Raw genomic sequence first — 25,114 nt, 5'->3', positions numbered from 1 at the left:
AACGCCGAACCTACTAATTACCAGGAGACTTATGCCACACCTGATTGATTTCGATGGCTTAGAGAAAAATCTATTCATTCTTCAACACTTGTGCTATGCAAGTAAAAAATTTTGCACGAAAAATAAAATTAGCCGGGACGCGGAGGAGTTTATTGATTATGAATGGTGGGAATACGCAGGTCTTCTGAAAAGCATTGTGAGCAACACTGTTATTGAGTCGGCAATAAAAATACGAATGCTACAAGACTTCGCCCAAAAGGAGAGTGAAGACGTTGATCTGTCAACAATGGATCAAGAAGCCTGCGAAAATCTATCGATTGGGATCGTTAGGAAAGGCGCAATAGTTCTCTCCCTAAGAGAGTCGTGCAATAAAATAGTGCATGCAACTGAAGCAAGGATGGGATGGTCCAATGCCGGTAACGCTAATGACTCACCCGAATACTGGAATGGGATCTATGCGCTATGGGGTGAGAACCGAGGAGCTAAGTGGGAAGTAGAGTTAAATATCGAAGCTTGGTGTATTGCCATGATTCGATTCAATAAAATAGTTCAAGAAAAAGTAGATTGGCATCACATATTCAAATATGACGAGTGAGCCACCATAATCCACCGACTGTCTCTTTCTCGATCTAATTGCGTCGACTCAGGTAAACACTTAGAACCCCCCTAAAGTCGTCGCAGTTAGGTGCGTAAAACAGCAAGTGTGACTTTAGTGCCTTACACGGTGACAATCATGTGAGCAGTGCGGGATTGAAATAGACGATAGCGAAAATCGCAAACGCTCCGCCTGCACGCAAATAATTCTTCATTTTTATCTCCAAAAAGCCAGGCAGCATCGCCCCAATACCAGCCCCGGCCAACGAAAGTACTGTGTGAAAAACCTTAAATTGAAATGCGCTTGGGTCTGGCTTCAGCAACGCGATCGTAAGCATCACTATAATAAATACCACCCCAAAAACAAACGACCAAACCAGATTTGTCTTCATAAAATCCTTTGACTTATACTCAAAGCCATAGACTGGAAGCCTGTTCAATTCGAACGTGTTTCGCAGCTTATCGACTTCCTTCTTTTTAATGTAGCTCACAACCATCCGCTGCATATTAGCAAAGGCAGTACTACTGGGCTCATAAACTTCACTCGGCATGCCGAGTCGGGCAAACTCCAACCGTAACGCCTGGTAGTGATCGGGCATTGTCTCTAATACAGCCTTGCAGTTTTCAGCGTAGCCTTGAGCCCAGTCCGCACTCTCTCTCGCACCGAGTATATCACTATCCCCCACCAACTCCTCAGCACAATTGAAGTACTCAGTTGCCGCTTGCTGGTAAGCGATAAGCGCAGGCCTTCTTTTTTCTGCGGAAGACTTCTGCACCTTATGGTATGCATCTAGAGCAGAGATCATTAACTTTTTCTTCGAAGCAATGACTCGCTTAGCATCTACAACACTTAGCCCTGCTGTCATTTACTCGCTGCCTTGGCACTTGCCAGCACCATAGCCAACAGAGTTCTCAAGTCCGAATTGTCTACGCCTTCAAAAACTGAATAAAGCACATCGGGAAAGTGCTTCTTGAAAATCCGTTTCACCTCAAATAGAGTGCGCGGATTCTCAGATGCAATTTCTTCCGCTAGATTCCGAACAGCAACTTCGGACGGCTCCCAATAGACGGGACCCAAAAATGTAATAATGTCCTGCTTAAATTTATTAAGCGCAGATTGATCTAACATCCCTTCCTCCGAGAGCATTAATGCTACTTTAAGCAGCGCATTCAAGTCCGAATTGTCGAATCCATAGTATCGACAGGACTCAACTGTAGAGCAGTGTTTTCTAACTACCACATCCCAATGATAATCTTCGAGCGCAAGGCCTCCACTAATAAGAATTTTGAGGTCATTTTTAATCCACTCCAACTGTGCAAATGAAGGCTCAGAGCCAGAAAGGCCGAACCTCATCATGAGTGCATGAGACAGCTGTCGATCAGCGTTCATATTCAGAACAATCTCTTCTTAGCCGTCAGCACAAAAATTTAAACCTCAATTCCTACCGACTAATATTTAATCGATGCAGTGTAAGTGGACCATCCTTTAGCCTATCTCTCACCACCGCCGTGCACTTGAATACTGCTGCACGGTCTGCACTGAGATCCTTCTCGAATTCATAATGTTCTCGTAACGACGAGCGGCTTACCGCCTCTCTGATTTCCTTGACTTGATCATGATAGAAGTCGTGCCAATATTTATCTGCCATGAGATCAGAACTGAAACTCGGTGCGCGCTTCGACTTGGCCATCGCGAACACACCACCAGACAAAAATGCCTCTAGGCGGCTGGTTGGTAAATGATATTTTTTCGAAGAAGAAGAAACTTCCTTCAAAATCACAGACAACAAGTAGCCAGACCTGGCAAGCCTTTTAAATATCATTTTCGACGAACTGCTTTTACGCGTACTAGAAGGTAATACTTGAACCCATAGAGCAAACATCGCCCCAGCGTTGAAATCCGCATCATGCTCAAGCGCGCGTCTCTCGTTATCATTCGATGGTATGTAGTCGCAGTGGCCAAATATTGCATGTGCTACTTCATGACAATAAAGTAAAACAGCGACATCCAAAGCGAGTTGAACCGACCCCGGACTGACCTTACTCAGAGAATGCAAACCAACAAACCAATTATTTACAGAGTTTTCGCGATTGGCATACCGACTATCCAAGCTTGAGGATTGTTGATTGCTCTCTAAAGTACACAACTCCTCCGCCACTGACAACGCGACCAAAGGCACCCCAAGAGACATACAAATCTGATATTTACCTTTAGCTCCACCAACTCGCGCAAAAAAAGACGAAGCGAAAACATGCTTAACATCAATCACCCAGTTCGCAGGCTGCAACCTATGAACATCCAAGGAGCGCCCAAGAAGCTGCAATTCCGAAAAATGCTCCGCACATACATTTTTTATCTGCTTCAGCATTTCTGGGGGCAGATCATAATCAGCAAAAAAAAGTTTTAGATCATCAACATTTGGCAGCGCATTCAGCACATTACCAGGAAGCTCCGCAGCACTTCCTTCATACATCCCCATGAAACCATTAGCCTTGGGCCTGGCCATAATTCCCCGAAGATAATTCAAGAACCATAACATAGCCTCAGCGACTGACCTGCTTGACTACAGCATCACTAGAAACAACCTGCTCATTATAAAAAACTGGTTTCGGATTCCAACACATAACCACTAAAAACAATACAAATCCGCCACTAAATCTTAAAATCTTACCAGCCCTGAATTCAAAATATCCAATTAGCACCACACCAGCACAGCCTGCAACCAATGAAGCCAGAATCCTATAGACCCACTCTTGAAATGGCGTTGGATGAGAAATAAAAATTGACAATACTATCAAGACAATTAAAAAGACAATCATAAACGCGCTGGACAGGACTGTTTGATGATCAATGCCAGCCTTACGTCTTTCCTTGAACCGGAATCCATAGATTGGTAGCTGGTTGCCCTCAAATTCGATACTAAGTGCATTTACCAGTTTCTTTTGAAGGGCACGCTTGCACAATCTTTGCATATTGGCAAACGCTGTAGCAGAAGGTCTTGGATCTATAACCTGCCCCAAATTTGCGAAGGCACGCTCCAGTAAAGTGTAGTACTGAGGCATTTGCTGTAGTACCGCAAAGCAATCTTCAGCGAAACCCTGAACCCATACTGCATTCTTATGGGCTCCAAGCAAGCTGCTGTCTCCTACAAATTCTTCGTAGAAATTGAAATACGCAGCACCTGCAGCCTGCAATCTTAAAACAGAATCCCGCGCTGCAACACAGCTGACCGAACTCAAATTAACATAGTCATGCAGTGCACTCATGAACACTTTTTTGAGTTCAGCACCTTTGGCTTTTGCTTTGACAACATCTTGAGAATTTGTAGTAGACAATTACTTTCCCGTCGCCGACTTTAGGGCCAAAGCCAATAACGACTTTAAATCGCTATTATCAACCCCATCAAACATGGGATAACTGGCATCATGGACACTATCAGAAACAATAATCTCTAATTCAGTTCGATTAAGCGGCCGATCGATTTCAACTCGAAACTCAATGCAGCTTTTGATTCGGAGTAGCTGTTCCTCGGTAGGATGCCAAGCGCTAATTCTTAGAATTCTCTCAAGCTCTAACTTAAATTTCTTTAAATCAAACACTGCTCACCTCGTCGCTCGCAACATTGCCATTGCGAGCAAAGTTGAGAGATCTTTATTATCTAAACCACCTTGAGGTTTGAATTCGGCGCGGGTGTGTCGAAGGATTAACCTGGCTGCTTCCATTTTTGACAGTCGTGGGGACTTCTGGCGGAACAGCACCATATCGCGCGCGATGCAATCAAGATCGTGTTCCGTAGGATTCCATTTGGAAATTCCGGCCAGGACTTCAAGCTCTTCCTTAAAACTCCTACCCATTGCCATTCGCCCTCGCCACCTGTAAGGCAAGTGCCAGTAATGTAGAAAGGTCGCTGGTATCCGCTCCGCGGTATCCAAAGGTGCCCGCAGAGGGACAGTGCTTTTTGACTAACTCGGCCCATCGCCGATCGTCCAGATTGATACCATGCCGGCGAAGAAACGCCACTTCACGGGAGATCTCTCTCAACTGAGTCTGGTTCGGTTCGAAGTGTGAGGTGCCGAATCGCATCCTCAAATGGTAGGCCAAATCCATTGCCGCAACACCTTATCCTTAGACGGGCACAGAGCATGGCACAAAGATATCATACTGTACAGCCATACAGCCACAATAAAATCGTGGAAGCCCAGCGTGCGTGCAGTTCAGCCAAACACCCTAGGGGTCGATAACGATAAGCTATCGCCCCCTTAGTCAGGATGCTAATTCCTTAGAACCGATAATCTACACGCAGGCTAGCGCTACGAGGCGCCCCAGGGTAGTTGGAGTTATCACTGCCTGCCTTGGCGGAAACGAAATACTCCCGGTTAAACAGGTTATCGACATTCAGCGTCACGTCGTAGCCCTCGCTTCGATATCCCCCAGCCAATTCAGCCGTCGTGTACGAACCAAGCGACACCCTGTTGTTCGGTGAGGTAAAGCGCTCACCTTCATACCGTCCCCCACCTGCGATGTAAAAGCCTCCGCCCAGCTCCTTCTTTAGCCAGACACTCGCGCTGCTCTTAGGGGTCAGAGGGCTCGTGTTCCCGACAATTGATTCGACCGGCGAATCAATCATTTCACCCTTCAACCATGCATAGCCGGCATAGGTGGACCAGCCATTACCAAGATCTCCGTTGATGGAAACCTCCACACCACGGGTCCGCTGTGTGCCGGCATCTACCGAGAATCGTGTGTCTGCTGGATCATCCATAAGGATGCCGGTACGGGTCATGTCAAACACCGACACCGTCGCCGAGAGCCTGTCATTGATGTCGAACTTCGCCCCAACCTCTTTGTTGACGGTTTCCTCAGGATCCAGCTCATCGCTGTTTCGCCGTAGCTCACCGTTGTCAGCCATTGGCTGGAAAGAGCGGCTGTAGGTCGCATAAAGCGACACCCAGTCCACCGGCTCGTAGACAAGCCCAATGCGTGGGCTGAAGGTATTGTCAGTGCGCTCCAAGTCCATATCAGCCGTTCCGTCATCACTGCGCTTGGTTGCCAAGCGATCGAATCGCCCACCAATCATCAACTTCCACTCAGGAGTGATCGTGATGAGGTCCTGGAGATACAAGCCTGCAATCGAGATATGCGTATCAGCGTCTGGGTTAGCTGCGGTGTTGCCTGGAATTTCTGGGAAGTCGATAAGCTGCGGATTGAACACATCGTAAGTGGCAACGTTACGCAGGGTTAAGCCTTTATCCTTTCGATCCTGGTAGCCGACCTCAACGCCGTAGAGCGCCTCATGACTGAATGGGCCGATCTCAAAGACATGTTTGAGCTCATTCTGCCAAAAGACCCCGCTTTCCTCCTTGTAGCGCGCAGCGCGGTTGATGCTAACCTTGTTTGTTGTCGTATTCACCGTGCCGAATGTCACGTACTTTCGGGTCACGTCAGAGTCGTATGCCCGCAAGGCGCTATGGAGGCTGAGCGAGTCACTCAGCGTACGATCAAGGGTAACCGTGGAGCCCTTGACCGTTGTCTCCACGTAGTTCTGGTCTTTCGCATCACGCGAGCCGTAGTACGTGTCGATATCTGCATCGACCGGATGACCTCCGTAGGCAGGAAGACCGGTGTCAGCCAGGCGCTTGTCGTGTAGGTAATCAGCCTGCAATGTCAGCGTCGTATCGGGATCAATGTTGAACTGGATGGAAGGCGCGAAAGCTTGCCGCTCAAGAAAATACCGATCACGGAAACCATCAGAATCTTCCAGGGCGCCGGTGAGCCTGACGCGAATGGAGTCGTTATCGTTGGCACCACCTAGGTCCATTTCGGTACGGCGCTGCCCTTCAGTCGACCCCATGATGCTGAGCTGCTGGACAGGGTTAGCCTCAGGTTTTTTTGTCACCCGATTGATCAGTCCACCCGACGATCCCCGCCCGTAAAGCACAGAAGACGGCCCTTTGAGGACCTCGACCCTATCGATATTGGAGAGGTCTCGGAAGTAGTACGCGTCATCACGCATACCATCTAGGTACATGTCATTCAGCGCTGAAAAGCCACGAATCACAAACTGATCCCGCTGGCCATCGCCTGCGTCCTGAGAAACACCCGGGACGTTTTTAAGGGCGCCCTGCAGCGTCGTGATGTTGCGGTCTTTGATCAACTCTGCCGGCACAACATCGACGGTCTGGGGCACATCCTTCAGCGGGATGTCCGTTTTGGTGGCCGTCACGGCGGTGGTTGAGCGATATGGCTGGCTAGCTTGCTCTGCGGAAATTTCAGTCGAGGGCAGCGTTAACTCGCCCTGCTCACTCGCCTGTACGCTCCCCATGACGGAGCTTCCGCACAAGCTGATCACTGCAACAACGGCCGTTCTGTTCATTCTCATCTCTCGCGCTGCCTACCGTCCGCACCGAAGGACACAGGCAGACATGCCCCTTCGACGGAGCGCGAATCTAATGAGAATTGATCTTAATTTCAACATAAATCAATCCTGCGCAATCTGCTCAGAGGGAACTCCTCCCGAGTTTATGCAGGAAGACAGATGAACAAACCCATATAAAACAATGACTTATGTATTAATATCGATTAGATTTTTGTCCTGAAAGTCAAGATTCAGTTGCTGCAATAAAATTTATCGACATAGTTTGTTGATCTTTTTGCACACTTAGACCATCAAGACTGAGGTCCTATGGCTGAGTGCATTCAGGATTGCTATACCCGTGCATCGATGGATGGGCCTCCCTGGACAGCCTTGGTTGCTATCCGGTTAGGCATCGCTGTAGTTCTTTTGTGGGGCACGGGCCGATTAGCGCTGCAAAAAGCTTGGCTTCTACCGGTATGGTGCCGATCAGGTATGGCAGTGGGTCTGTTGTTCGCCGGCGAGTTTCTCTTCATCGCCGAAGGACTTAGCTGGACCTCTGCATGTGGCGGTCTTTCTGTATACGGCTCAGCTTTCAAGTCGTTACACGTCAATTACCGCAGCGATGTCCTCGCGGGGAATGGTTTGTCCGGTGCCCCTGAAGGTGTGGGTGAGGTGACATTCCCCGTCATCCGAAAGCAGGTAGGCCCATAGCGATGCGCAGTAGTCATAGATATCGGTCGTTTTCCCTTTGAATTTGACTACTACAGGCTTCAGGTGTCCTTCGATGACCTCCCTGAGATCGACCGTTCCGCCTCCACCGCAAAAGCTGCTTGACCACATATCCCGAATTGCCTCAGGAATCCGGAAATTCATGCCGTCTTCGCTAGAGCTTGCAGCTGTGAGGGTATTCCATGCCCAGGGCCCGGTGGCATCACCCGCAGAACCTTCGTATTCGCTACGGAGCTTTACGATCCCTGCCGCCACCGGCTTTGCCATTGGGCGTTTATCCTCAGGGATCAACCCCATGATCTTGTCTAGAAATCGCCCCACACCCTGCATCGAGCCAAGCAACCCTTCGTCAAACCACGAAGGACAGCCACCATAGCTGGTCGAATGGTAATAGTAGGCGTGCGTGATGTCCTCGCGCGGGTAGGCATTTAACAAGTGCCACACAATATAGTGAAACCCCGGCTTTTGGATTTCACCCCACTCTTGTGCAATTTCTTGCACAGTCGGGTCTCGAAGAACTCGTTCGATATCATCGGAGGAAACTGCATAGATCTGAGCAAGAGAGTTAATGGCGTCTTCTCTGCTGTCACAGCTCGGGACAAAACTCATTTCAGGCTCCCAGCCTTACCATTGCGATAGGGCCGAGAGAATATCAGGTTGAAAATCTACGGGTAAGTCCAGGCAAACCGAGCTACAAACGTCGAGCGATCCTCCACCTTGTACTCCAAGAGACCACCCTTGGACTGAATGCCGCCTGCGCCAGCGGGCGCTTCTAAGCACACCATCAGAGGAAACCCCGGTGGCAGCTGACCAGCTGCGCTTTTTAAGGCCCGAGCTGTAGCTAGTCGGTGGACGTCACCTTTGTGAAGAAGTAGCCTCTCACACCGCGAACTGCAACGGGAGAAGCAGCAGTGATCGATGATCCGTTACCACAAGACTGGCGGGACCTTCAAAGTGGTGTGCAACGAATCTTCCGCAATGTTGGTTTATCCGCAGAGGTTGAGGTGGACCTCGATACGCCGCGGGGATCCGTAAATGTGGATGTGCTGGCTGTGGACGTTCAAAGCGTCGACAAGATCAAGTACATCGTGGAATGCAAGAATTGGGGAAGCGCCATTCCCCAGGCCGTGGTGCACTCGATCACTACTGTAATGCATGAAACGGGGGCAAACATCGGCTTCATCATCTCGAAGCATGGCCTCCAAAAGGGCGCCCAGCGCTACACGCAAAATACCAACATCGTCGGTATGACGTACCTTGAGTTCCAGCAGCGTTATTTTGAGGCGTGGTGGACCCGGTACTTCTGCCCACTCATCGGTGACACGGCTGATACACCCCTCCAGTATGTAGAACCGTGCAATGGCGTTCGAGATCGCGCTTACGATGCCTTAAGCCCGGAACAGAAGGAAAAGTTTGATCTCCTGTACGCGCTGCACGCTGTCCCAGTCATGTCATTTTCTATGTTCAACTATCGAGCCATGTCGCCAGTTTTGGGATCGGACGCTTTACTAGGCTTACCTGAAGATCTGGATGACTTTAAGAGCAGAGTGCTGACGCTCATTACTCCTCACGTTAGGTGGCATTGCGATACGTTTCGCGGGCTATTGGACGTTATCCTCAAGTACCTCAAAGACGTGGAAACCGAATTCGACGAGGTTTTTGGAGGGCCGATTTTTGAGCCACGGGCGCCCATCATCGGTGTAACACGCGATGGGCCGCCCTTGAGGATGGGTAGCTGACGCCTCATTCCCCAAGTGTCGCGCATCCACCTCTCAATCTGGGTGCGCATCTAACGGCCGTTCTGCCCAAAAAAATTCCCGACAGAACCGCCTGTCGCTCCAACGTCGTAAAATCGAAAAACGTTAAATCTCACAAGCTACTGATTAATCAGTTTTTTTGAAGATGTAACCGTTAACGACGCACCGGAACCTACGAGTGGTAAACGTAGCAGGTGTTCCGGAAGTTATCACCGCGTGCCTGTAACAGGGGATGTGCATTGGCTGCACCGGCCTCTTCGCGGGTAAACCCGCTCCCACAGGTACTGCGCAGATGTCGAGAACTGCGCAGTACCTGTGGGAGCGGGTTTACCCGCGAAGAGGCCGGTACAGGCAAGCCATCAAAGTGCGGGGATCGCGGTCTCGGCGGCCTCGGCAGGCTGCGCTTGCTGCTGTACTTCAATAGGTGCCGCCTCCGCTGGCGGGGCCACCGGTTGCGAGCCCTGGCTGTCATCCACCACCGGTGCCGCTACTGCCTCGCTGGCTGGGGTGACGGCAGCCGGGGCGGGCGCCGCTTCAACCAAAGGCGCCGCCACCGGGGCCGGTGCCACAGGTGCCGCCGCAGCCTGCTCCGGGAGCCCCAGGGCAGCCGCCGGCGCTTCGACTTTTGGCGCGGGCTGCTCGACCTTGGCCTTGCTCTGCTGTTCAGGCTTGGGCTTTGGCAGATAGCTCTCCACCAGGGCGAAATAGCGGTCATAGAACTGCGCCGCCGTGACCGTCTCGCTGGCCACCTTGACCATCGAGTCGTCGCTGGAGCCGATCGGCATCGACACCGATCCCAGTACACCAACGCCCAGGCTGGCGGAGGTATTGGACTTTTTCAGCGCATAACGGTCCTGCAGGGCGTTGGCGAACATGGTCGAACGCTGCTCGTCGCTCACATCCGGCGCACAGGTGACGTTGAAGCTGATCTGCAGGTGGTTCTCGCTGTTCTGCTGGAAGCTCTTGTTGCCCACTACCTGGTTGGCGCCACTGCTGGTGATAATGTAGCCCTGGCTGAGCAAAGCGCGCCGGGCGGCCTCGCAGGAGCCGGCATCGCTCACCGGGAAGCTGCGCGAGAAGGTACCCGAGTCATCGAAATTCTCGTGCTCGTAGACGGCGGCTTTTTTCGAGGAACAACCGGTCACGCCCGCCAGCACCAGGGCCAGCCCGAGCGCACCAAAGACGGAAGATCTGGTCATTGCGAATTCCGGGTAAGTCGAGAAGGTGCCTATTGTGCAACACAGCAGGCAGGCACAGGAACCGCTGATCGGTGAAGAGTCTGTCAGGTTGGTGTAAATCTGGGTCAACGGCGGCAATTGCCTGGCGCAAAAACGAAAAAAGCGACCCGAAGGTCGCTTTCTCGTGGCTTCGAGGCGTTCAAGGGGCCTCGAGGCGAAGATGGCGCAGCGGACGGGACTCGAACCCGCGACCCCCGGCGTGACAGGCCGGTATTCTAACCGACTGAACTACCGCTGCGTATCATTCAGGCTTGCGCCCGATTGAAACCTGGGTCTACCCTTTCGGCGCGATGGCCTCAGGGCAGGCACAAAAAAAGCGATAACATGATCGCTTCTCTTGTGTTTGCTTCAAGGTGTTCAAGGGACCTTGAAACGAAGATGGCGCAGCGGACGGGACTCGAACCCGCGACCCCCGGCGTGACAGGCCGGTATTCTAACCGACTGAACTACCGCTGCGTATCGTTCAGGCTTTCGCCCGATTGAAACTGGGATCAGCCCAAGGCGTTTTACCTTGTGGCTTCAGACCGGTGCCAGGCACCCATCTGTACTGAAAAATGGCGCAGCGGACGGGACTCGAACCCGCGACCCCCGGCGTGACAGGCCGGTATTCTAACCGACTGAACTACCGCTGCGCAGTGCGTTCCTCTCTGGCTATCGGCTTCTTGCGAAACCTGAAGCACCAGGAACATCTCAGGAAGTGGTGGGTGATGACGGGATCGAACCGCCGACCCTCTGCTTGTAAGGCAGATGCTCTCCCGGCTGAGCTAATCACCCTCGCGATGTTGCTTGTTGCGTTTGCTTCGCTGAGGCCGCGAAATTTACGCAGATGGCGAAGCTAAGTCAATAGCCCCGTTGGATTTTTTTCAAAAAAGGCAAAAGCGGTGTGGTTGTCTATGCTGGCCTCTTCGCGGGTAAACCCGCTCCCACAGGTACTGCACAGCTCTCAAGACCTGTGCAGTACCTGTGGGAGCGGGTTTACCCGCGAAGAGGCCGCTACAGGATATGCAGAATGCTCAGGTGTAGATCATCTTGCGGGTCATGCCGCCATCGACCACGAACTCCTGGCCGGTGACGAACGCCGCTTGCCGAGACAACAGCCAGGCAACCATGGCCGCAACGTCTTCCACCGTCCCTACCCTGCCCGTCGGGTGCTGGGCATGGTCCGCCTCGGTCAACGGCTCGGCACGGCGCTGCGACGGATCACGGGCATCGATCCAGCCCGGGCTCACTGCATTCACGCGGATCTCCGGGCCCAGGCTCATGGCCAGGGCATGGGTCAAGGCCACCAGGCCGCCCTTGCTCGCCGCGTAGGCCTCGGTATCGGGCTCGGACTGCCGCGCCCGGGTGGAGGTGAGATTGACGATCGCCCCATTGTGCGCACGCAGGTACGGCGCACAATGCTTGGCCAGCAGCATCGGGCCATTGAGGTTGACCGCCAGCACCCGGTTCCACTGCGCCAGGCTCAGGCTTTCGAGGGTCTGGTTGTGCGGGTTGGCGATGGCCGCATTGCACACCAGCGCGTCCAGGCGGCCAAACTGCCCCAGCACCTCGGACACCCCCGCGCTGACCTGGGCCTCATCGGCAACGTCCATGGTGATGAACCAGGCATTGTCGCCCAGGGCCTTGGCCGCCTTGGCGCCGCGCTGGCGATCGAGGTCACTGAGCACCACCTGCCAGCCTTCGCAGATCAACCACGCGGCAATGCCCAGGCCGATGCCGCGCGCGGCACCGGTCACCAGGGCTACCCGGCCGTTATGGCCGGGCGTACCGCCGCGGATTTCGATCACAGGGCAGCCAACCCGCGCGCCAGGTCGGCCTGCAGGTCGGCCACATCTTCCAGGCCCACGGCAACGCGGATCAGGCTGTCGCGGATACCGGCGGCTTCACGCTCCTGCGGCGTCAGGCGGCCGTGGGAGGTGGTGGCCGGGTGGGCGATGGTGGTCTTGCTGTCACCCAGGTTGGTGGTGATGGAAATCACCCGGGTAGCGTCGATGAAGCGCCAGGCGCCCTCTTTGCCACCCTTGACCTCGAAGCTGACCACCGCACCAAAGCCACTCATCTGGCGCTTGGCCAGTTCGTGCTGCGGGTGGCTCGGCAGGCCGGCATAGTGCACCTTCTCCACGCCCTCCTGCTGCTCCAGCCATTCGGCCAGTACCTGGGCGCTTTCGCAGTGCGCACGCATGCGCAGGCGCAAGGTTTCCAGGCCCTTGGTGAAGATCCAGGCGTTGAACGGGCTGAGGGTCGGGCCGGCGGTACGCAGGAAGCCCACCACTTCTTTCATCTGCTCGGCACGGCCGGCAACCACGCCACCCATGCAGCGGCCCTGGCCGTCGATGAACTTGGTGGCCGAGTGGAACACGATGTCGGCGCCCAGTTTCAAAGGCTGCTGCAGCGCCGGGGTGCTGAAGCAGTTGTCCACCACCAGCATGGCACCATGGGCATGGGCGATTTCGCTGAGCGCGGTGATATCGACCAGCTCGGCCAGCGGGTTGGACGGCGACTCGACGATCAGCAGCTTGGTATTGGACTTGATGGCCTTTTCCCAGCCGGCGAGATCGACCAGTGGCACATAGTCCACCTGCACGCCAAAGCGCTTGAAGTACTTCTCGAACAGGCTGATGGTCGAGCCGAACACGCTCTGCGAAACCAGCACATGGTCACCGGCACTGCACAACGACATCACTACGGCAAGGATCGCCGCCATGCCGGTGGAGGTGCCCACGGCCTGCTCGGCGCCTTCCATGGCCGCCAGGCGCTCCTCGAAGGCACGCACAGACGGGTTGGTGTAGCGCGAATAGACGTTGCCCGGCGTTTCGCCGGCAAAGCGCGCGGCCGCGTCGGCAGCCGTGCGGAACACATAGCTGGAGGTCAGGAACAGCGCTTCGCTGTGCTCGGCCTCCGGTGTACGGTTTTGACCGGCGCGCACCGCCAGGGTGTCGAAACCGACACCCTCGAGGTCACTGTCCAGTCGCCCGGCATCCCATTGATCCGTCATGCCGTCGCTCCCGAAATCAGTTGTTGTAGAGGTCGATGATCGCGCTGACCGCCTGGTTCTTGACCTTGGCCAGGTCGTTACGAGCCTGCTCGATACGGTCAAGGTAGGCTTCGTCGATATCGCCGGTGACGTACTCACCGTTGAATACCGCGCAATCGAAGTGGTCAATCTTGATCTTGCCGCCGCCGACCGAGTCGATCAGGTCCGGCAGGTCCTGGTAGACCAGCCAGTCGGCGCCAATCAACTCGGCCACCTGTTCGGTGGTACGGTTGTGGGCGATCAGTTCGTGAACACTCGGCATGTCGATGCCGTAGACGTTGGGGTAGCGCACAGCAGGCGCTGCGGAACAGAAGTAGACGTTCTTGGCGCCGGCTTCGCGGGCCATCTGGATGATCTGCTTGCAGGTGGTGCCGCGCACGATCGAGTCGTCCACCAGCATCACGTTCTTGCCGCGGAACTCCAGCTCGATGGCGTTGAGCTTCTGGCGTACCGATTTCTTGCGCGCGGCCTGGCCAGGCATGATGAAGGTACGGCCGATGTAGCGGTTCTTGACGAAACCTTCGCGGAACTTCACGCCCAGGCGGTTGGCCAGCTCCAGGGCCGCCGTGCGGCTGGTGTCAGGGATCGGGATGACCACGTCGATGTCGTGCTCGGGGCGCTCGCGCATGATCTTGTCAGCCAGTTTTTCACCCATGCGCAGACGGGCCTTGTACACCGACACGCCATCCATGATCGAGTCCGGGCGGGCCAGGTAGACATGCTCGAAGATGCACGGCTGCAGCTTCGGTGCTTCGGCGCACTGCTTGGTATACAGCTGGCCTTCTTCGGTGATGTACACCGCTTCGCCCGGCGCCAGGTCGCGGATCAGGGTGAAGCCGAGCACGTCCAGGGCCACGCTTTCCGAGGCGATCATGTATTCCACGCCTTCGTCGGTGTGACGCTGGCCGAACACCACCGGGCGGATGCCGTTGGGGTCACGGAAACCGACGATGCCGTAGCCGGTGATCATCGCCACCACGGCGTAACCGCCGACGCAGCGGCTGTGCACGTGGGAAACCGCGGCGAACACGTCTTCTTCGGTCGGCTGCAGCTTGCCACGCACCGCCAGCTCATGGGCGAACACGTTCAGCAGGACTTCCGAGTCGGAGTTGGTGTTGACGTGGCGCAGGTCGGACTCGTAGATCTCCTTGGCCAGCTGTTCGACGTTGGTCAGGTTGCCGTTGTGTGCCAGGGTGATGCCGTACGGCGAGTTGACGTAGAACGGCTGGGCCTCGGCCGAGGTAGAGCTGCCCGCGGTCGGGTAGCGCACGTGGCCGATGCCGATGCTGCCGACCAGGCGCTGCATGTGGCGCTGCTGGAACACGTCGCGCACCAAGCCATTATCCTTGCGCAGGAACAACCGGCCGTCATGGCTGGTCACGATACCGGCAGCGTCCTGGCCGCGGTGCTGGAGGACCGTAAGCGCGTCATACAGCGCCTGATTGACGTTCGACTTACCGACGATACCGACGATGCCACACATGCGACGCAACCCCTACTTTGACGAAACTTGAGTGAATAGCGCTCAGGGCTTTGCCGGCCCGAGCAACTGTTCCTTGAACGGAAGATCAGCTGGAGTGCCGATCAGCCCACTGGGTGTCCACTGGCCGGTAAAACCCAGGATCAGGTTTTTCGACCAGTCGGCGACCAAGAGAAATTGTGGTATCAGGCGTGATTCCTGCCACCAGGTGTCCTGTTGAACCGGCCCCAGGCTGATCAGCCCGATGGCCACCACCACCAGCAAGGCCCCGCGCGCGGCGCCGAAGGCCATGCCCAGGAAACGATCGGTACCGGACAGCCCGGTCACGCGGATCAGCTCGCCGATGAGGAAGTTGAGCATGGCCCCCACCAGCAAGGTGGCGACGAAAAGAATGGCGCAGCCGGCGATGACACGCATCGACGGCGTCTGGATGTAGCTTTCAAGATACACCGAGAGCGAACCGCCGAACATCCAGGCAACCGCACCGGCAATGATCCAGATGAGCAAGGACAAGGCTTCCTTGACGAAGCCGCGCTTGAGACTGATCAGTGTGGAGACGGCGATGATCGCGATGATCGCCCAATCGACCAAGGTAAATGCCACGGTGCTGCCTGCAGACGTTTGAGGCGGCGCATTTTAACAGAGCGGTGGGGGGTTGGGTAAGCGGAATGTCAGGTGGATTGGTGCTGGATCATTCGCGGGTAAACCCGCTCCCACAGGAGATGTGCAAACCCTGCCATTGCGCGTTCCCTGTGGGAGCGGGTTCACCCGCGAATGGGCGGCAAAGCCGCCCCGAGGCATCAGCTGCGCTCAGGCTGGAAGCGCACCACAAAACCCTTGAGGCTGTTCTGGCGGTTGATGGCGTCCCGCACGCGTTCGGCCTCGGCACGCTCGATCAGCGGCCCTACGTAAATGCGGTTCATGCCACCGGCCGAGCGGATATAGGCGTTGTAACCCTGGCTACGCAGGGTTTGCTGCAGTTTCTCGGCCCCGGCACGGTTGGACAGGCTGGCCAACTGGATGGACCAACTGACCGGCAGGCCATTGACGTCGATCTTCGACGGTGCGGCCGGCTTGGCTGCCGGCTGAGGCTCGACCTTGGCCACGGGCGCCTGCGGCTTGGCGGGCTGCGACTGGGGCTGCGCCTGTGCCTGCACCTGAGGCTGGGTCTGAGGTGACGGTGTAATCGGCTGGCTGGGCGTGCTCGCCGGCGCGGTGGACTCGTCCACCACCACCGGTGGCTGTTGCGGCTCTTGCGCAATAGCCTGCGGCTCCGGCACGGCGACCGGCTCCACCTTCACTTCCGGCAGGGTTGGCATGGCCGGCGCCTGCGGGGCCTCGACGCGAACCTGACGCATCTCGTCCTCGCGGGTGAACAGCATCGGCAGGAAAATCACCGCCAGCGCCACCAGCACCAACGCACCGACCATGCGCTGTTTCATCCCTTTATCCAGCACTGCCATCTACTCCACCCTCCTGGGCGTGCCGCTCCAGCCATTCCAGTGCCTGGGCAACACAGAAAAACGAACCGAACAGCAAGATCTGGTCATCCGCCGTTGCCTGCGCACACTGCCCTTCAAGGGCAGCATCGACGCTGGCATAAGACTTCACCGCGGCGCCGACGTTCGTCAAGGCCGCGGCCAGCTCCGCAGCCGGGCGGCTGCGCGGGGTATCCAGCGGCGCCACCGCCCAATCGTCGACCAGGCCGTGCAGCGGCGCGACAACACCGTCCAGGTCCTTGTCGGCGAGCAGGCCGAACACCGCCAGGCGGCGCCCCTTGAGCGGCCGAGCCGCCAGGCGCCGGGCCAGATATTGCGCAGCATGCGGGTTGTGCCCCACATCCAGCAACAGCTCCACCGGCTTGCCCTGCCAGCTCAGCAGGCGGCGGTCGAGGCGGCCAGTGATGCGGGTAGCCAACAACGCCTGGCAAATCTGCGCGGCGTCCCAGGGCAGGCCCATCAGCAGGTAGGCCTGCAGGGCCAGCGTGGCGTTTTCCATGGGCAGGTCGAGCAAAGGCAGGCCGTGGAGTTCTACCTGCACACCATCCGCTGCAGTACCGCGCCAGTTCCAGCTGCCATCGGCACTGGCCAGGTCGAAGTCACGCCCGCGCAGGAACAGCGGCGCGGCCAGTTCGGCAGCCCTGTCCAGCAACGGCTGTGGCGGATCCAGGTCACCGCACAGTGCCGGCTTGCCCTGACGGAAGATGCCGGCCTTCTCGAAAGCCACCAGCTCGCGGGTATCACCCAGGTAATCGACATGATCGACGCCGATGCTAGTCACCAGGGCCAGGTCGGCATCCACCACGTTCACGGTGTCCAGACGGCCACCAAGGCCCACTTCCAGCACCACGGCATCCAGCTGCGACTGGTGGAACAACCAGAACGCGGCCAGGGTACCCATCTCGAAGTAGGTCAGGGAAATATCGCCCCGCGCCGCCTCGACGGCGGCGAAGGCATCGCACAGGCGCTCATCGCTGGCCTCTTGGCCATCGATCAGCACCCGCTCGTTGTAACGCAATAAGTGCGGCGAGCTGTACACGCCGACCTTGAGCCCCTGGGCACGCAGCAGCGAGGCCACGAAGGCGCAGGTCGAGCCCTTGCCGTTGGTGCCGGTTACCGTCACCACGCGTGGCGCCAGCTTGCCCAGCGCCAACCGGGCCAGCACCTGCTGCGACCGCTCCAGGCCCATGTCGATGGCCGAGGGGTGCAACTGCTCGAGGTAGGCGAGCCATTCGCCCAGGGATCGTTGTTTCATCACGCGACGGCAGCCGCCTCACGCGCTTGCTCCGGGGTTTCCTGGCCGGTCATCTGCGCCAGCAGGCGGGCCAGACGCGGGCGCAGCTCGCCACGGGAGATGATCAGATCGATGGCGCCGTGCTCCAGCAGGAATTCGCTGCGCTGGAAGCCTTCCGGCAGCTTCTCGCGCACGGTCTGCTCGATCACGCGCGGGCCGGCGAAGCCGATCAGCGCCTTCGGCTCGCCGACGATCACGTCACCGAGCATGGCCAGGCTGGCGGAGACACCACCGTACACAGGGTCGGTCAGTACCGAGATGAACGGGATGCCTTCTTCGCGCAGGCGCGCCAGCACGGCCGAGGTCTTGGCCATCTGCATCAGCGAAATCAGCGCTTCCTGCATGCGTGCACCGCCCGAGGCGGAGAAGCAGACCATCGGGCAGCGGTGCTCCAGGGCATAGTTGGCCGCGCGCACGAAGCGCTCGCCGACGATGGCACCCATGGAGCCGCCCATGAACGAGAACTCGAAGGCGCTGACCACGATCGGCATGCCCATCAGGGTACCGCTCATGGAAATCAGGGCGTCCTTCTCGCCAGTCTGCTTCTGCGCGCCTGCCAGGCGGTCCTTGTACTTCTTGCCATCACGGAACTTCAGGCGGTCGACCGGCTCCAGGTCGGCGCCCAGCTCGGCACGGCCGTCGGCGTCGAGGAAGATGTCGATGCGCGCACGTGCGCCGATGCGCATGTGGTGGTTGCACTTGGGGCAGACATCCAGGGTCTTTTCCAGCTCCGGACGATACAGCACGGCCTCGCAGGCCGGGCACTTGTGCCACAGGCCTTCAGGCACCGAGCTCTTCTTCACCTCGGAACGCATGATCGAAGGGATCAGTTTGTCGACTAACCAGTTGCTCATGCTTTCTTTCTCCAGTATTGGCAGGCGTGGGCCGGTGTCGCCGGCCCTACCCTGCCCTTGAGCTCAAAATCTTTCATGAAACGATGATGGACCGGCCGCCGGGACTTCCAGCGCGCCACCCCACCGCTAATGTGTTGTCTTGCCGCCACAGGCACAGGCGGCTGCCCCGCAGGGCTGCGAAAGCTATGGACGATGGCGCGCAGCCAGCCGTCACATCTGCTATCACGCCTGTTTCACCGCACGCATGAAGGCCTCGATCTTCGCCGCGTCCTTGATGCCCTTGGCTTGCTCCACGCCGCCACTGACATCCACCGCGTACGGCCGCACCTGGGCGATGGCCTGGCCGACATTGTCGGCAGACAGCCCGCCGGCCAGGATGATCGGCTTGCTCAGGCGCGCCGGCACCAGCGACCAGTCGAACGCTTCACCGGTGCCTCCGGGTACGCCCGGCACATAGGTATCCAGCAGAATGCCGCGGGCACCAGCGTAAAGCTGGCAGGCCGCCTCCAGGTCGTCGCCCGGGCGCACGCGCAGGGCCTTGATCCAGGGGCGGTGGTAGCCTTCGCAGTCCTGCGGGGTTTCGTCGCCGTGGAACTGTAGCAGGTCCAGCGGAACCACTTCGAGGATCTCGTTCAGTTCGCAGCGCGAAGCATTGACGAACAACCCGACCGTGGTCACGAACGGCGGCAGCTCGGCGATGATCGCCCGCGCCTGGCGCACATCCACGGCGCGCGGGCTCTTGGCATAGAAGACGAAGCCGATGGCATCGGCCCCCGCCTCGGCAGCGGCCAGTGCGTCTTCGATGCGGGTAATCCCGCAGATCTTGCTGCGAACGTTGCTCATGGACAGCGAACCCTGCTTGTTACGGTGAGAGGCCGGATGTTAGCAAATGACTTTTCGCTCGTCAGTCGGCCAATGCCTCGTAGCCGGACAAAAAGTGTGGGCCGATGTAACGCTTGGGCAGCGCGTATTCCTCGGGGTACTCCACCTGCACCAGGTAGAGCCCGTACGGGTGCGCCGTAACCCCGCCTTCGCGGCGGTTGCGCCCCTCCAGCACCTCGCGCGCCCAGGTGACCGGGCGCTCGCCGGCACCGATGGCCATCAATACACCGGCAATGTTACGCACCATGTGGTGCAGGAAAGCCGTGGCCCGCACGTCCAGCACGATCATCTGGCCATGGCGGGTGACGCGCAGATGGTAGATGTGCTTGATCGGCGACTTGGCCTGGCACTGGCTGGCGCGGAAGGCACTGAAGTCATGGGTGCCGAGCAGGTACTGCGCGGCTTCGGCCATGCGCTCGACATCCAGCGGGCGGTGGTTCCAGGTAACCTCCTCGGCCAGGTGCGCCGGGCGGATCGGGTCGTTGTAGATGACGTAGCGGTAACGCCGGGCGCAGGCCTTGAAGCGGGCATGGAAGTCGGCGGGCATCGGCCGCGACCAGACCACGCTGATGTCATGGGGCAGGTTGAAGTTGGTGCCCATGGTCCAGGCGCGTTCGTCGCGCACGGCGCGGGTGTCGAAGTGCACGATCTGCCCGCAGCCATGCACGCCGGCGTCGGTGCGCCCGGCGCAGATTACCGAGATCGGCTCGTTGGCCACCTTGGACAACGCCTGTTCCAGGGCCTGCTGGACACTGGGCACGCCACTGGCCTGGCGCTGCCAGCCACGGTAGCGCGCGCCTTTGTATTCCACGCCCAGGGCGATGCGGGAGTAGCCTTCGGCCGCAGACTCGGCGGCGGCGGTGTCGATGATGTCCAAGAGCATGAAACCTGTGGGGTGTACGGAATGGCGGGGATTATAACGACAACGGCAGCCGTGTAGGGCTGCCGCTGAATGTGTGTCGCGCTTGAGGGCCTCTTCGCGGGTAAACCCGCTCCCACAGGGAGCCCACAGATTTCAGACCTGTGAGTCACCTGTGGGAGCGGGTTTACCCGCGAAGAGGCCGGTGCAGGCAACCTCAGACCAGTCGGGAGAGCATATCCTCGGCTTCCTGACGCTGACTATCGTCACCATCCTTGACCACTTCATCGAGGATGTCGCGTGCGCCCTGGTTGTCGCCCATGTCGATGTAGGCGCGGGCCAGGTCAAGCTTGGTGGCCACTTCGTCGCTACCAGAGAAGAAGTCGAAGTCCAGGTCGTCCAGTGGCTCAGGCTCCGGCTGGGCAGCTGCGTCCTCGCTGGTGAAGTGCGGCTCCAGCGATGGCGATTCGAGGCTCTGCGACAGCTTGTCCAGTTCGGCGTTGACGTCGTTCAGCTCCGAGGCAAAGCTCTTGGCTGCCGGCGAATCATCCTCCAGCGACAGCGAAAGATCGAAGTCGGACGGCAGGTCGAACTCGGAAAGCGGGTCGAATGCTGGCTCGCTGTCGAAGGCAGCCAGCTCGGCAGCGACATCCACCGGGTTTTCGTCGACCGCAGCCGGGGCGGCCGGGGCAACCGGCTCGCTGATGTCGAGGTCGAAGTCGGACAGGTCCACAGCGGGCTGTGTCTCGGCCTGAGCCAGCATGGCCTCGAACTCGGCGTCGGCGTCAGCCTGCAGCTCGGCATCCACGGCAAACGGCTCGCCTTCCGGCTGAGCCGCTTCCAGCACCGGCTCATCCAGCACCGGCTCGTCGACGACAGGTTGCTGGGCTACCGATTCGTCCAGCAGCGGCGCTGCCAGCGGGTCTTGCTCGGGCAGGTCGTCACCCAGGCTCAGGTCGAAGGCACTGTCCAGGTCCTGCTCGTCCGGGGCATCGAGGGTCGGCACTTCATCGAAGGCATCCAGCTCAGCATCCAGATCAACTTCAGGCTCGAGCACTGCCTCAGGTTCCGCTTCGGCAACGGCCTGTGGTTCAACCGCCACCTCTGGCTCGGGCGCCATGTCGGCAATCACTGGCGTTTCAGGCTGATCCTGCAGCAGTTCCTGCACGTACTGCTCATCCATCTCGGCAGCCAGGGCTGCCGCGCCCAGGCCGGCAGCGGCCAGGCCGAGCATGGCCGGGTAGCGCTCTTTCAGGCCGGCAACCGCTGCACTGTTCTGCTCGCTGGCCGGCAACTTGCGCTCCTGCTCGACGAACGCGCTCTGGTCACCCTGGCGCGCATACACATCCATCAGTTTCAGACGCAGGTCGTCACGCTGCGGCGCGGTGGCCACGGCAGGCTCCAGCAGGTCGGTAGCGCGGTTCAGGCGGCCTTCGGCCACGCATTGCTCGACCTCAGCCAGCAGCGCGGCGTAGGGGTCGGCTTGCGGCTCAGGCTGCACTTCGACGGCGGGTACCGATGTTTTTTCCGCGGCGGTAGCGGCGGCAGCCGAAGCGGCGACCACGGCCGGCGACAAGGTCACGCTCGGGGCCGAGACCTCGACACCTTCGAGGCTTGCGCTGTCGCTGTCAAAGCCTGCGCCCTGCTCTTCTTCCAGCGCCCGCGCCATGCGCAGGTGCTTTTCAGCCTCCTGCTGGGCCTTGCGCTTGCGCGCCAGCAACAGCAACAAAAGCAGCAGTACGAGGAAGGCACTACCGGCAATCAGCCCGAGCAGCAGCGGGTTGCCCATGATTTCGTCGACCGCGCTGCCAGGCTCGCCAGCAGGTGCGGCCTCGGAGGCAGGCACCGGCTTGGGTGCGGTATCGACGGCAGCAGGCGCCGGATTGACGACCGGTTGGGCCGGCGCAGCCGCCCCTTGGGCTTCAAGCCGGGCCAACTGGTTGTTCTTCAGCTCGATCAGACGCTGCAGCTTGTCCAGCTGGCTCTGCAGGTCGGCCATGCGGCTCTTGAGCTCTTCGTTGTCGCGACGGCTGGTGTCCAGGCTTTCCTGGGCAACCGCCAGTTTGTCGTTGAGGGCCTTGGCCTGGTCGGCACCCGCCTGGTTGCCCGGGCTGACCAGGCGCAGGTTGTCGCCCTGGGCTATACGTGCCGGCGCTGCCTCGGCGGCACCGCGACGGGTGGCGTCCAGCTGGCGGGCGCGCGGGCCCAGGCGGCGGCCTTCCCGCCAGGCAGCATACTGCTCGGCCACCTCGGCGGTCGCCTCGCCCTGCGGGATGTTCTGGATCTGCTGCTGGTCGGGCAGGCGCAGTACCTGGCCAACCTTCAGCTGGTTGATGTTGTTGCCGATGAAGGCGTCAGGGTTCAGCGCCTGGATCGCGATCATGGTCTGCTGGATCGAACCGCCCTGTGCATGGCGCGCGGCAATCTGCCACAAGGTGTCGCGGCGCTGGGTGGTGTAGCTGCCGGCACCGGTCACCGCTGGCGCGACATTGCCAGCCGCAGGCTTGTCGCCCTGGGCCTTGGCCTGGTCGAGCAGCACGCTGTAGTCACGCAGCAGGCGGCCCTGCGGCCACATCACCTGGACCAGGAACTTTACCACCGGCTCAGGCAGCGGCTGGCTGGAGGTAACCCGCAGCACGCTCTTGCCGTTGGGGTTGATCACCGGCGTGAAGGTGAGGTCTTCGAGGTATGTCGGCAGTGCCACCCCGGCCTTGCTGAACTCTTCCGGTGGCGCCAGGCTCGGTGCCACTTCGGCGGCGGTGAGGTCGCGCACGTCGAGCAGCTCGATCTCGGCGTCCAGGGGCTGGTTCTGTGCCGACTTGAGGGTCAGCTCCCCCAGGCCCAGGGCATTCGCCATGCCCGACGACAGCGCCGACGCTGCAGCCATGGCCAGAACCAGTTTGCGAATTCGAAGCATGACCTCTTCCCTTGTATAAAGCGTCCTGAAACCTGCATGCGGAGCAGGACAATAGTGCTCGCCAGTATCTTTTACGGCATGTGTTTAATCAACAATTGCGCCACTTGCACGGCATTGAGCGCGGCGCCTTTGCGCACGTTGTCGGTGGTCAGCCAGAGGTTGAGTTGCTGGTCTTCATCAACACCGTGCCGTACACGACCAACATAGACCACGTCCTGGCCCACTGCGTCGCCTACCGGGGTCGGATAATCGTCGAGCCCCACCAGCTCGACGCTGTCAGCCGCCTCGAGGGCCTGGTTTACCGCGCTCAGGTCCACCGGGCGACGGCTCTGCACCGCCACACTGAAGCTATCGCCGAAAAACACCGGGACTTGAACGCAGCTCACGGAAATCTTCAGTTCAGGCAGGCCCAGCAGCACCCGCAGCTCGCTGACCAGGCGGCGCTCCAGCGCCGTGTGGCCCTGTTCATCGGCGGCGCCGACCTGGGCCAACATATTGAACGCCATCTGCCGGTCGAAGAAGCGCGGCTCCAGCGGCCGGGCATTGAGCAGCTCGGCGGTTTGCCGGGCGAGCTCGGTGACCGCTTCACGGCCTTGTGCAGACACCGCCAGCGCGGCCATCACCTGCACCCGCTCGATATCCAGCAGGCCTTTGAGCGGTGCCAGGGCAACAGCCAGGGCAACCGCGGCCGAGCACGGGCTGACGATGCGGGCTGGCAATGCCAGGCCGGCCAGGCGTTCGGCGTTGGCTTCGGGCACCAGGGCCAGGGCGTCGTCCAGGCCCGCGGACAGGTCGATGACCGTGCAGCCTGCCTGCAGCGCCTTGCTGGCAAAGCTTCGGCTGACTGCCGCGCCTGCGGCGAAAAAGGCCAGCTTGACCTGGGCGAAGTCAAAGCTGTCCACTTCACGCACCTTCAGCTTCTTGCCAGCGAACATCACGCTGCTGCCCGCCGATTCCATGCTGGCCAGCAGGTGCAGGGTGGCGACCGGGAAATCCAGCTCTTCGAGAATCTGCACCAGGGCTTCACCGACGCTGCCGGTGGCGCCGACGACGGCGATGTCCAAAGGGTGTGTCATGGAAGGGGTCCTTTTGCTGAAAACGGCGGGGGGCGGCACTTTACTCGGATTGTAGAGTTTTGTCTGTGCTGGCCCAAACCTAGAGCTGCGCTGCTCTTGCTCTTGCTCTTGCTCTTGCTCTTGCTCTTGCTCTTGCTCTTGATCTTGATCTTGATCTTGATCTTGATCTTGATCTTGATCTTGATCTTGATCTTGATCTTCGCGACTTCAGGAGGCCGAGCAGAGGTCTTGCGGAGGGAGGTGACGGGCATGGATGCCCGTCAAGCGCTGAGGCCCCATGGATGGGGCCTGCAGCGCGTACTCCCGGGAGCAAGACCGGCGCGAGGGAACCCCGTAGCGTAGCGGAGGGGCCGGATGATGGGAGCGCAGCGTTTTTTGGTTACTTTTTGCCGCGTTTGGCAAAAAGTGACTCGCCGTAAGGGCGAAAAGGTGAGTATGCGTCGCCATCGCAAATGGACTGTTCGCCCTATCAAAACCGCCGCTTAAGCTTTTGGCTTTTTGTCTGTGGGCATTCACATCGAGTAGACATTCATTTGCAATGGTGG

General features: G+C 58.5%; 21 protein-coding genes and 4 tRNA genes. 2 read left to right on the top strand and 23 right to left on the bottom strand.

The genetic code is table 11. The annotated features are described in order from the left end of the window. Window positions 1-31: 31 nt before the first annotated feature. Entirely contained in the window at window positions 32-595 is a 564-nt protein-coding gene (locus JV551A3_RS10935; RefSeq protein ID WP_133970784.1) for a hypothetical protein, read from the top strand. Between the two features lie 136 nt (window positions 596-731). On the opposite strand, the gene JV551A3_RS10930 is transcribed toward JV551A3_RS10935, so the two are convergent. The 6 genes from JV551A3_RS10930 to JV551A3_RS10905 form a co-directional block, all read right to left on the bottom strand. After that, complete coding sequence (locus JV551A3_RS10930; RefSeq protein ID WP_133970783.1) at window positions 732-1,460, bottom strand: hypothetical protein; 729 nt, start codon at window positions 1,458-1,460, stop codon at window positions 732-734. After that, the gene (locus JV551A3_RS10925) at window positions 1,457-1,984 is read right to left on the bottom strand and encodes a hypothetical protein (protein ID WP_133970782.1); all 528 of its coding nucleotides are present in this window, start codon (window positions 1,982-1,984) and stop codon (window positions 1,457-1,459) included. The genes JV551A3_RS10930 and JV551A3_RS10925 overlap by 4 nt, the downstream gene beginning before the upstream one ends. A gap of 52 nt (window positions 1,985-2,036) precedes the next feature. Beyond that, entirely contained in the window at window positions 2,037-3,074 is a 1,038-nt protein-coding gene (locus JV551A3_RS10920; protein ID WP_133970781.1) for a hypothetical protein, read from the bottom strand. Between the two features lie 64 nt (window positions 3,075-3,138). Further along, window positions 3,139-3,930: a hypothetical protein gene (locus JV551A3_RS10915; RefSeq protein ID WP_133970780.1), complete on the bottom strand. Its 792-nt coding sequence runs from the start codon at window positions 3,928-3,930 to the stop codon at window positions 3,139-3,141. A gap of 944 nt (window positions 3,931-4,874) precedes the next feature. Continuing rightward, complete coding sequence (locus JV551A3_RS10910; RefSeq protein WP_166674229.1) at window positions 4,875-6,968, bottom strand: TonB-dependent receptor; 2,094 nt, start codon at window positions 6,966-6,968, stop codon at window positions 4,875-4,877. Window positions 6,969-7,550: 582 nt separating this feature from the next. Then, entirely contained in the window at window positions 7,551-8,288 is a 738-nt protein-coding gene (locus JV551A3_RS10905) for a hypothetical protein (protein ID WP_133970777.1), read from the bottom strand. Window positions 8,289-8,590: 302 nt separating this feature from the next. On the opposite strand from JV551A3_RS10905, the gene JV551A3_RS10900 reads away from it, so the two are divergent. Further along, window positions 8,591-9,418, top strand: coding sequence for a restriction endonuclease (locus JV551A3_RS10900; protein ID WP_133970776.1), 828 nt, complete (start codon window positions 8,591-8,593; stop codon window positions 9,416-9,418). A gap of 377 nt (window positions 9,419-9,795) precedes the next feature. On the opposite strand, the gene JV551A3_RS10895 is transcribed toward JV551A3_RS10900, so the two are convergent. From JV551A3_RS10895 to JV551A3_RS30650, 17 genes are all read right to left on the bottom strand, one after another. Beyond that, window positions 9,796-10,635: a DUF2242 domain-containing protein gene (locus tag JV551A3_RS10895; protein ID WP_133970775.1), complete on the bottom strand. Its 840-nt coding sequence runs from the start codon at window positions 10,633-10,635 to the stop codon at window positions 9,796-9,798. Between the two features lie 200 nt (window positions 10,636-10,835). Then, window positions 10,836-10,912: transfer RNA gene (locus JV551A3_RS10890), tRNA-Asp, on the bottom strand. A 141-nt stretch (window positions 10,913-11,053) separates the two neighbouring features. Further along, window positions 11,054-11,130 (bottom strand) — tRNA-Asp (locus tag JV551A3_RS10885). Window positions 11,131-11,229: 99 nt separating this feature from the next. After that, window positions 11,230-11,306 (bottom strand) — tRNA-Asp (locus JV551A3_RS10880). Window positions 11,307-11,372: 66 nt separating this feature from the next. Then, window positions 11,373-11,448 (bottom strand) — tRNA-Val (locus tag JV551A3_RS10875). A 239-nt stretch (window positions 11,449-11,687) separates the two neighbouring features. Further along, window positions 11,688-12,461 carry an SDR family oxidoreductase gene (locus JV551A3_RS10870; protein ID WP_013971614.1) on the bottom strand — a complete coding sequence of 258 codons (774 nt, stop codon included), beginning with the start codon at window positions 12,459-12,461 and terminating at the stop codon, window positions 11,688-11,690. Continuing rightward, entirely contained in the window at window positions 12,458-13,669 is a 1,212-nt protein-coding gene (locus JV551A3_RS10865) for an O-succinylhomoserine sulfhydrylase (RefSeq protein WP_133970774.1), read from the bottom strand. Before JV551A3_RS10865 ends, JV551A3_RS10870 begins: the two co-directional genes overlap by 4 nt. Window positions 13,670-13,685: 16 nt before the next feature. Further along, on the bottom strand, window positions 13,686-15,191 hold the full coding sequence (gene purF / locus JV551A3_RS10860) for an amidophosphoribosyltransferase (protein ID WP_085625289.1): 1,506 nt from the start codon (window positions 15,189-15,191) through the stop codon (window positions 13,686-13,688). 42 nt (window positions 15,192-15,233) lie between these two features. Further along, window positions 15,234-15,791: a CvpA family protein gene (locus tag JV551A3_RS10855; protein WP_085625290.1), complete on the bottom strand. Its 558-nt coding sequence runs from the start codon at window positions 15,789-15,791 to the stop codon at window positions 15,234-15,236. Window positions 15,792-15,988: 197 nt separating this feature from the next. Continuing rightward, on the bottom strand, window positions 15,989-16,651 hold the full coding sequence (locus JV551A3_RS10850) for an SPOR domain-containing protein (RefSeq protein ID WP_133978679.1): 663 nt from the start codon (window positions 16,649-16,651) through the stop codon (window positions 15,989-15,991). Further along, entirely contained in the window at window positions 16,635-17,942 is a 1,308-nt protein-coding gene (gene folC / locus JV551A3_RS10845) for a bifunctional tetrahydrofolate synthase/dihydrofolate synthase (RefSeq protein WP_133970772.1), read from the bottom strand. Before folC ends, JV551A3_RS10850 begins: the two co-directional genes overlap by 17 nt. Further along, window positions 17,942-18,835 carry an acetyl-CoA carboxylase, carboxyltransferase subunit beta gene (gene accD, locus JV551A3_RS10840; protein WP_013971609.1) on the bottom strand — a complete coding sequence of 298 codons (894 nt, stop codon included), beginning with the start codon at window positions 18,833-18,835 and terminating at the stop codon, window positions 17,942-17,944. The genes folC and accD overlap by 1 nt, the downstream gene beginning before the upstream one ends. A 222-nt stretch (window positions 18,836-19,057) precedes the next feature. Then, on the bottom strand, window positions 19,058-19,678 hold the full coding sequence (locus JV551A3_RS10835) for a phosphoribosylanthranilate isomerase (protein WP_046617033.1): 621 nt from the start codon (window positions 19,676-19,678) through the stop codon (window positions 19,058-19,060). 61 nt (window positions 19,679-19,739) lie between these two features. Beyond that, on the bottom strand, window positions 19,740-20,600 hold the full coding sequence (gene truA, locus JV551A3_RS10830) for a tRNA pseudouridine(38-40) synthase TruA (protein ID WP_133970771.1): 861 nt from the start codon (window positions 20,598-20,600) through the stop codon (window positions 19,740-19,742). A 193-nt stretch (window positions 20,601-20,793) separates the two neighbouring features. Next, the gene (locus tag JV551A3_RS10825; protein ID WP_133970770.1) at window positions 20,794-23,493 is read right to left on the bottom strand and encodes a FimV/HubP family polar landmark protein; all 2,700 of its coding nucleotides are present in this window, start codon (window positions 23,491-23,493) and stop codon (window positions 20,794-20,796) included. A gap of 71 nt (window positions 23,494-23,564) precedes the next feature. Beyond that, entirely contained in the window at window positions 23,565-24,569 is a 1,005-nt protein-coding gene (locus JV551A3_RS10820) for an aspartate-semialdehyde dehydrogenase (protein WP_133970769.1), read from the bottom strand. After that, window positions 24,566-24,820, bottom strand: coding sequence for a hypothetical protein (locus tag JV551A3_RS30650; RefSeq protein ID WP_166674228.1), 255 nt, complete (start codon window positions 24,818-24,820; stop codon window positions 24,566-24,568). Before JV551A3_RS30650 ends, JV551A3_RS10820 begins: the two co-directional genes overlap by 4 nt. Between the last annotated feature and the right edge of the window lie 294 nt (window positions 24,821-25,114).

Source organism: Pseudomonas inefficax (assembly GCF_900277125.1).
GTDB lineage: Bacteria > Pseudomonadota > Gammaproteobacteria > Pseudomonadales > Pseudomonadaceae > Aquipseudomonas > Aquipseudomonas inefficax.
Note: the sequence above shows the minus strand (reverse complement) of the source record. Positions and strands in the feature narration are given on the sequence as shown.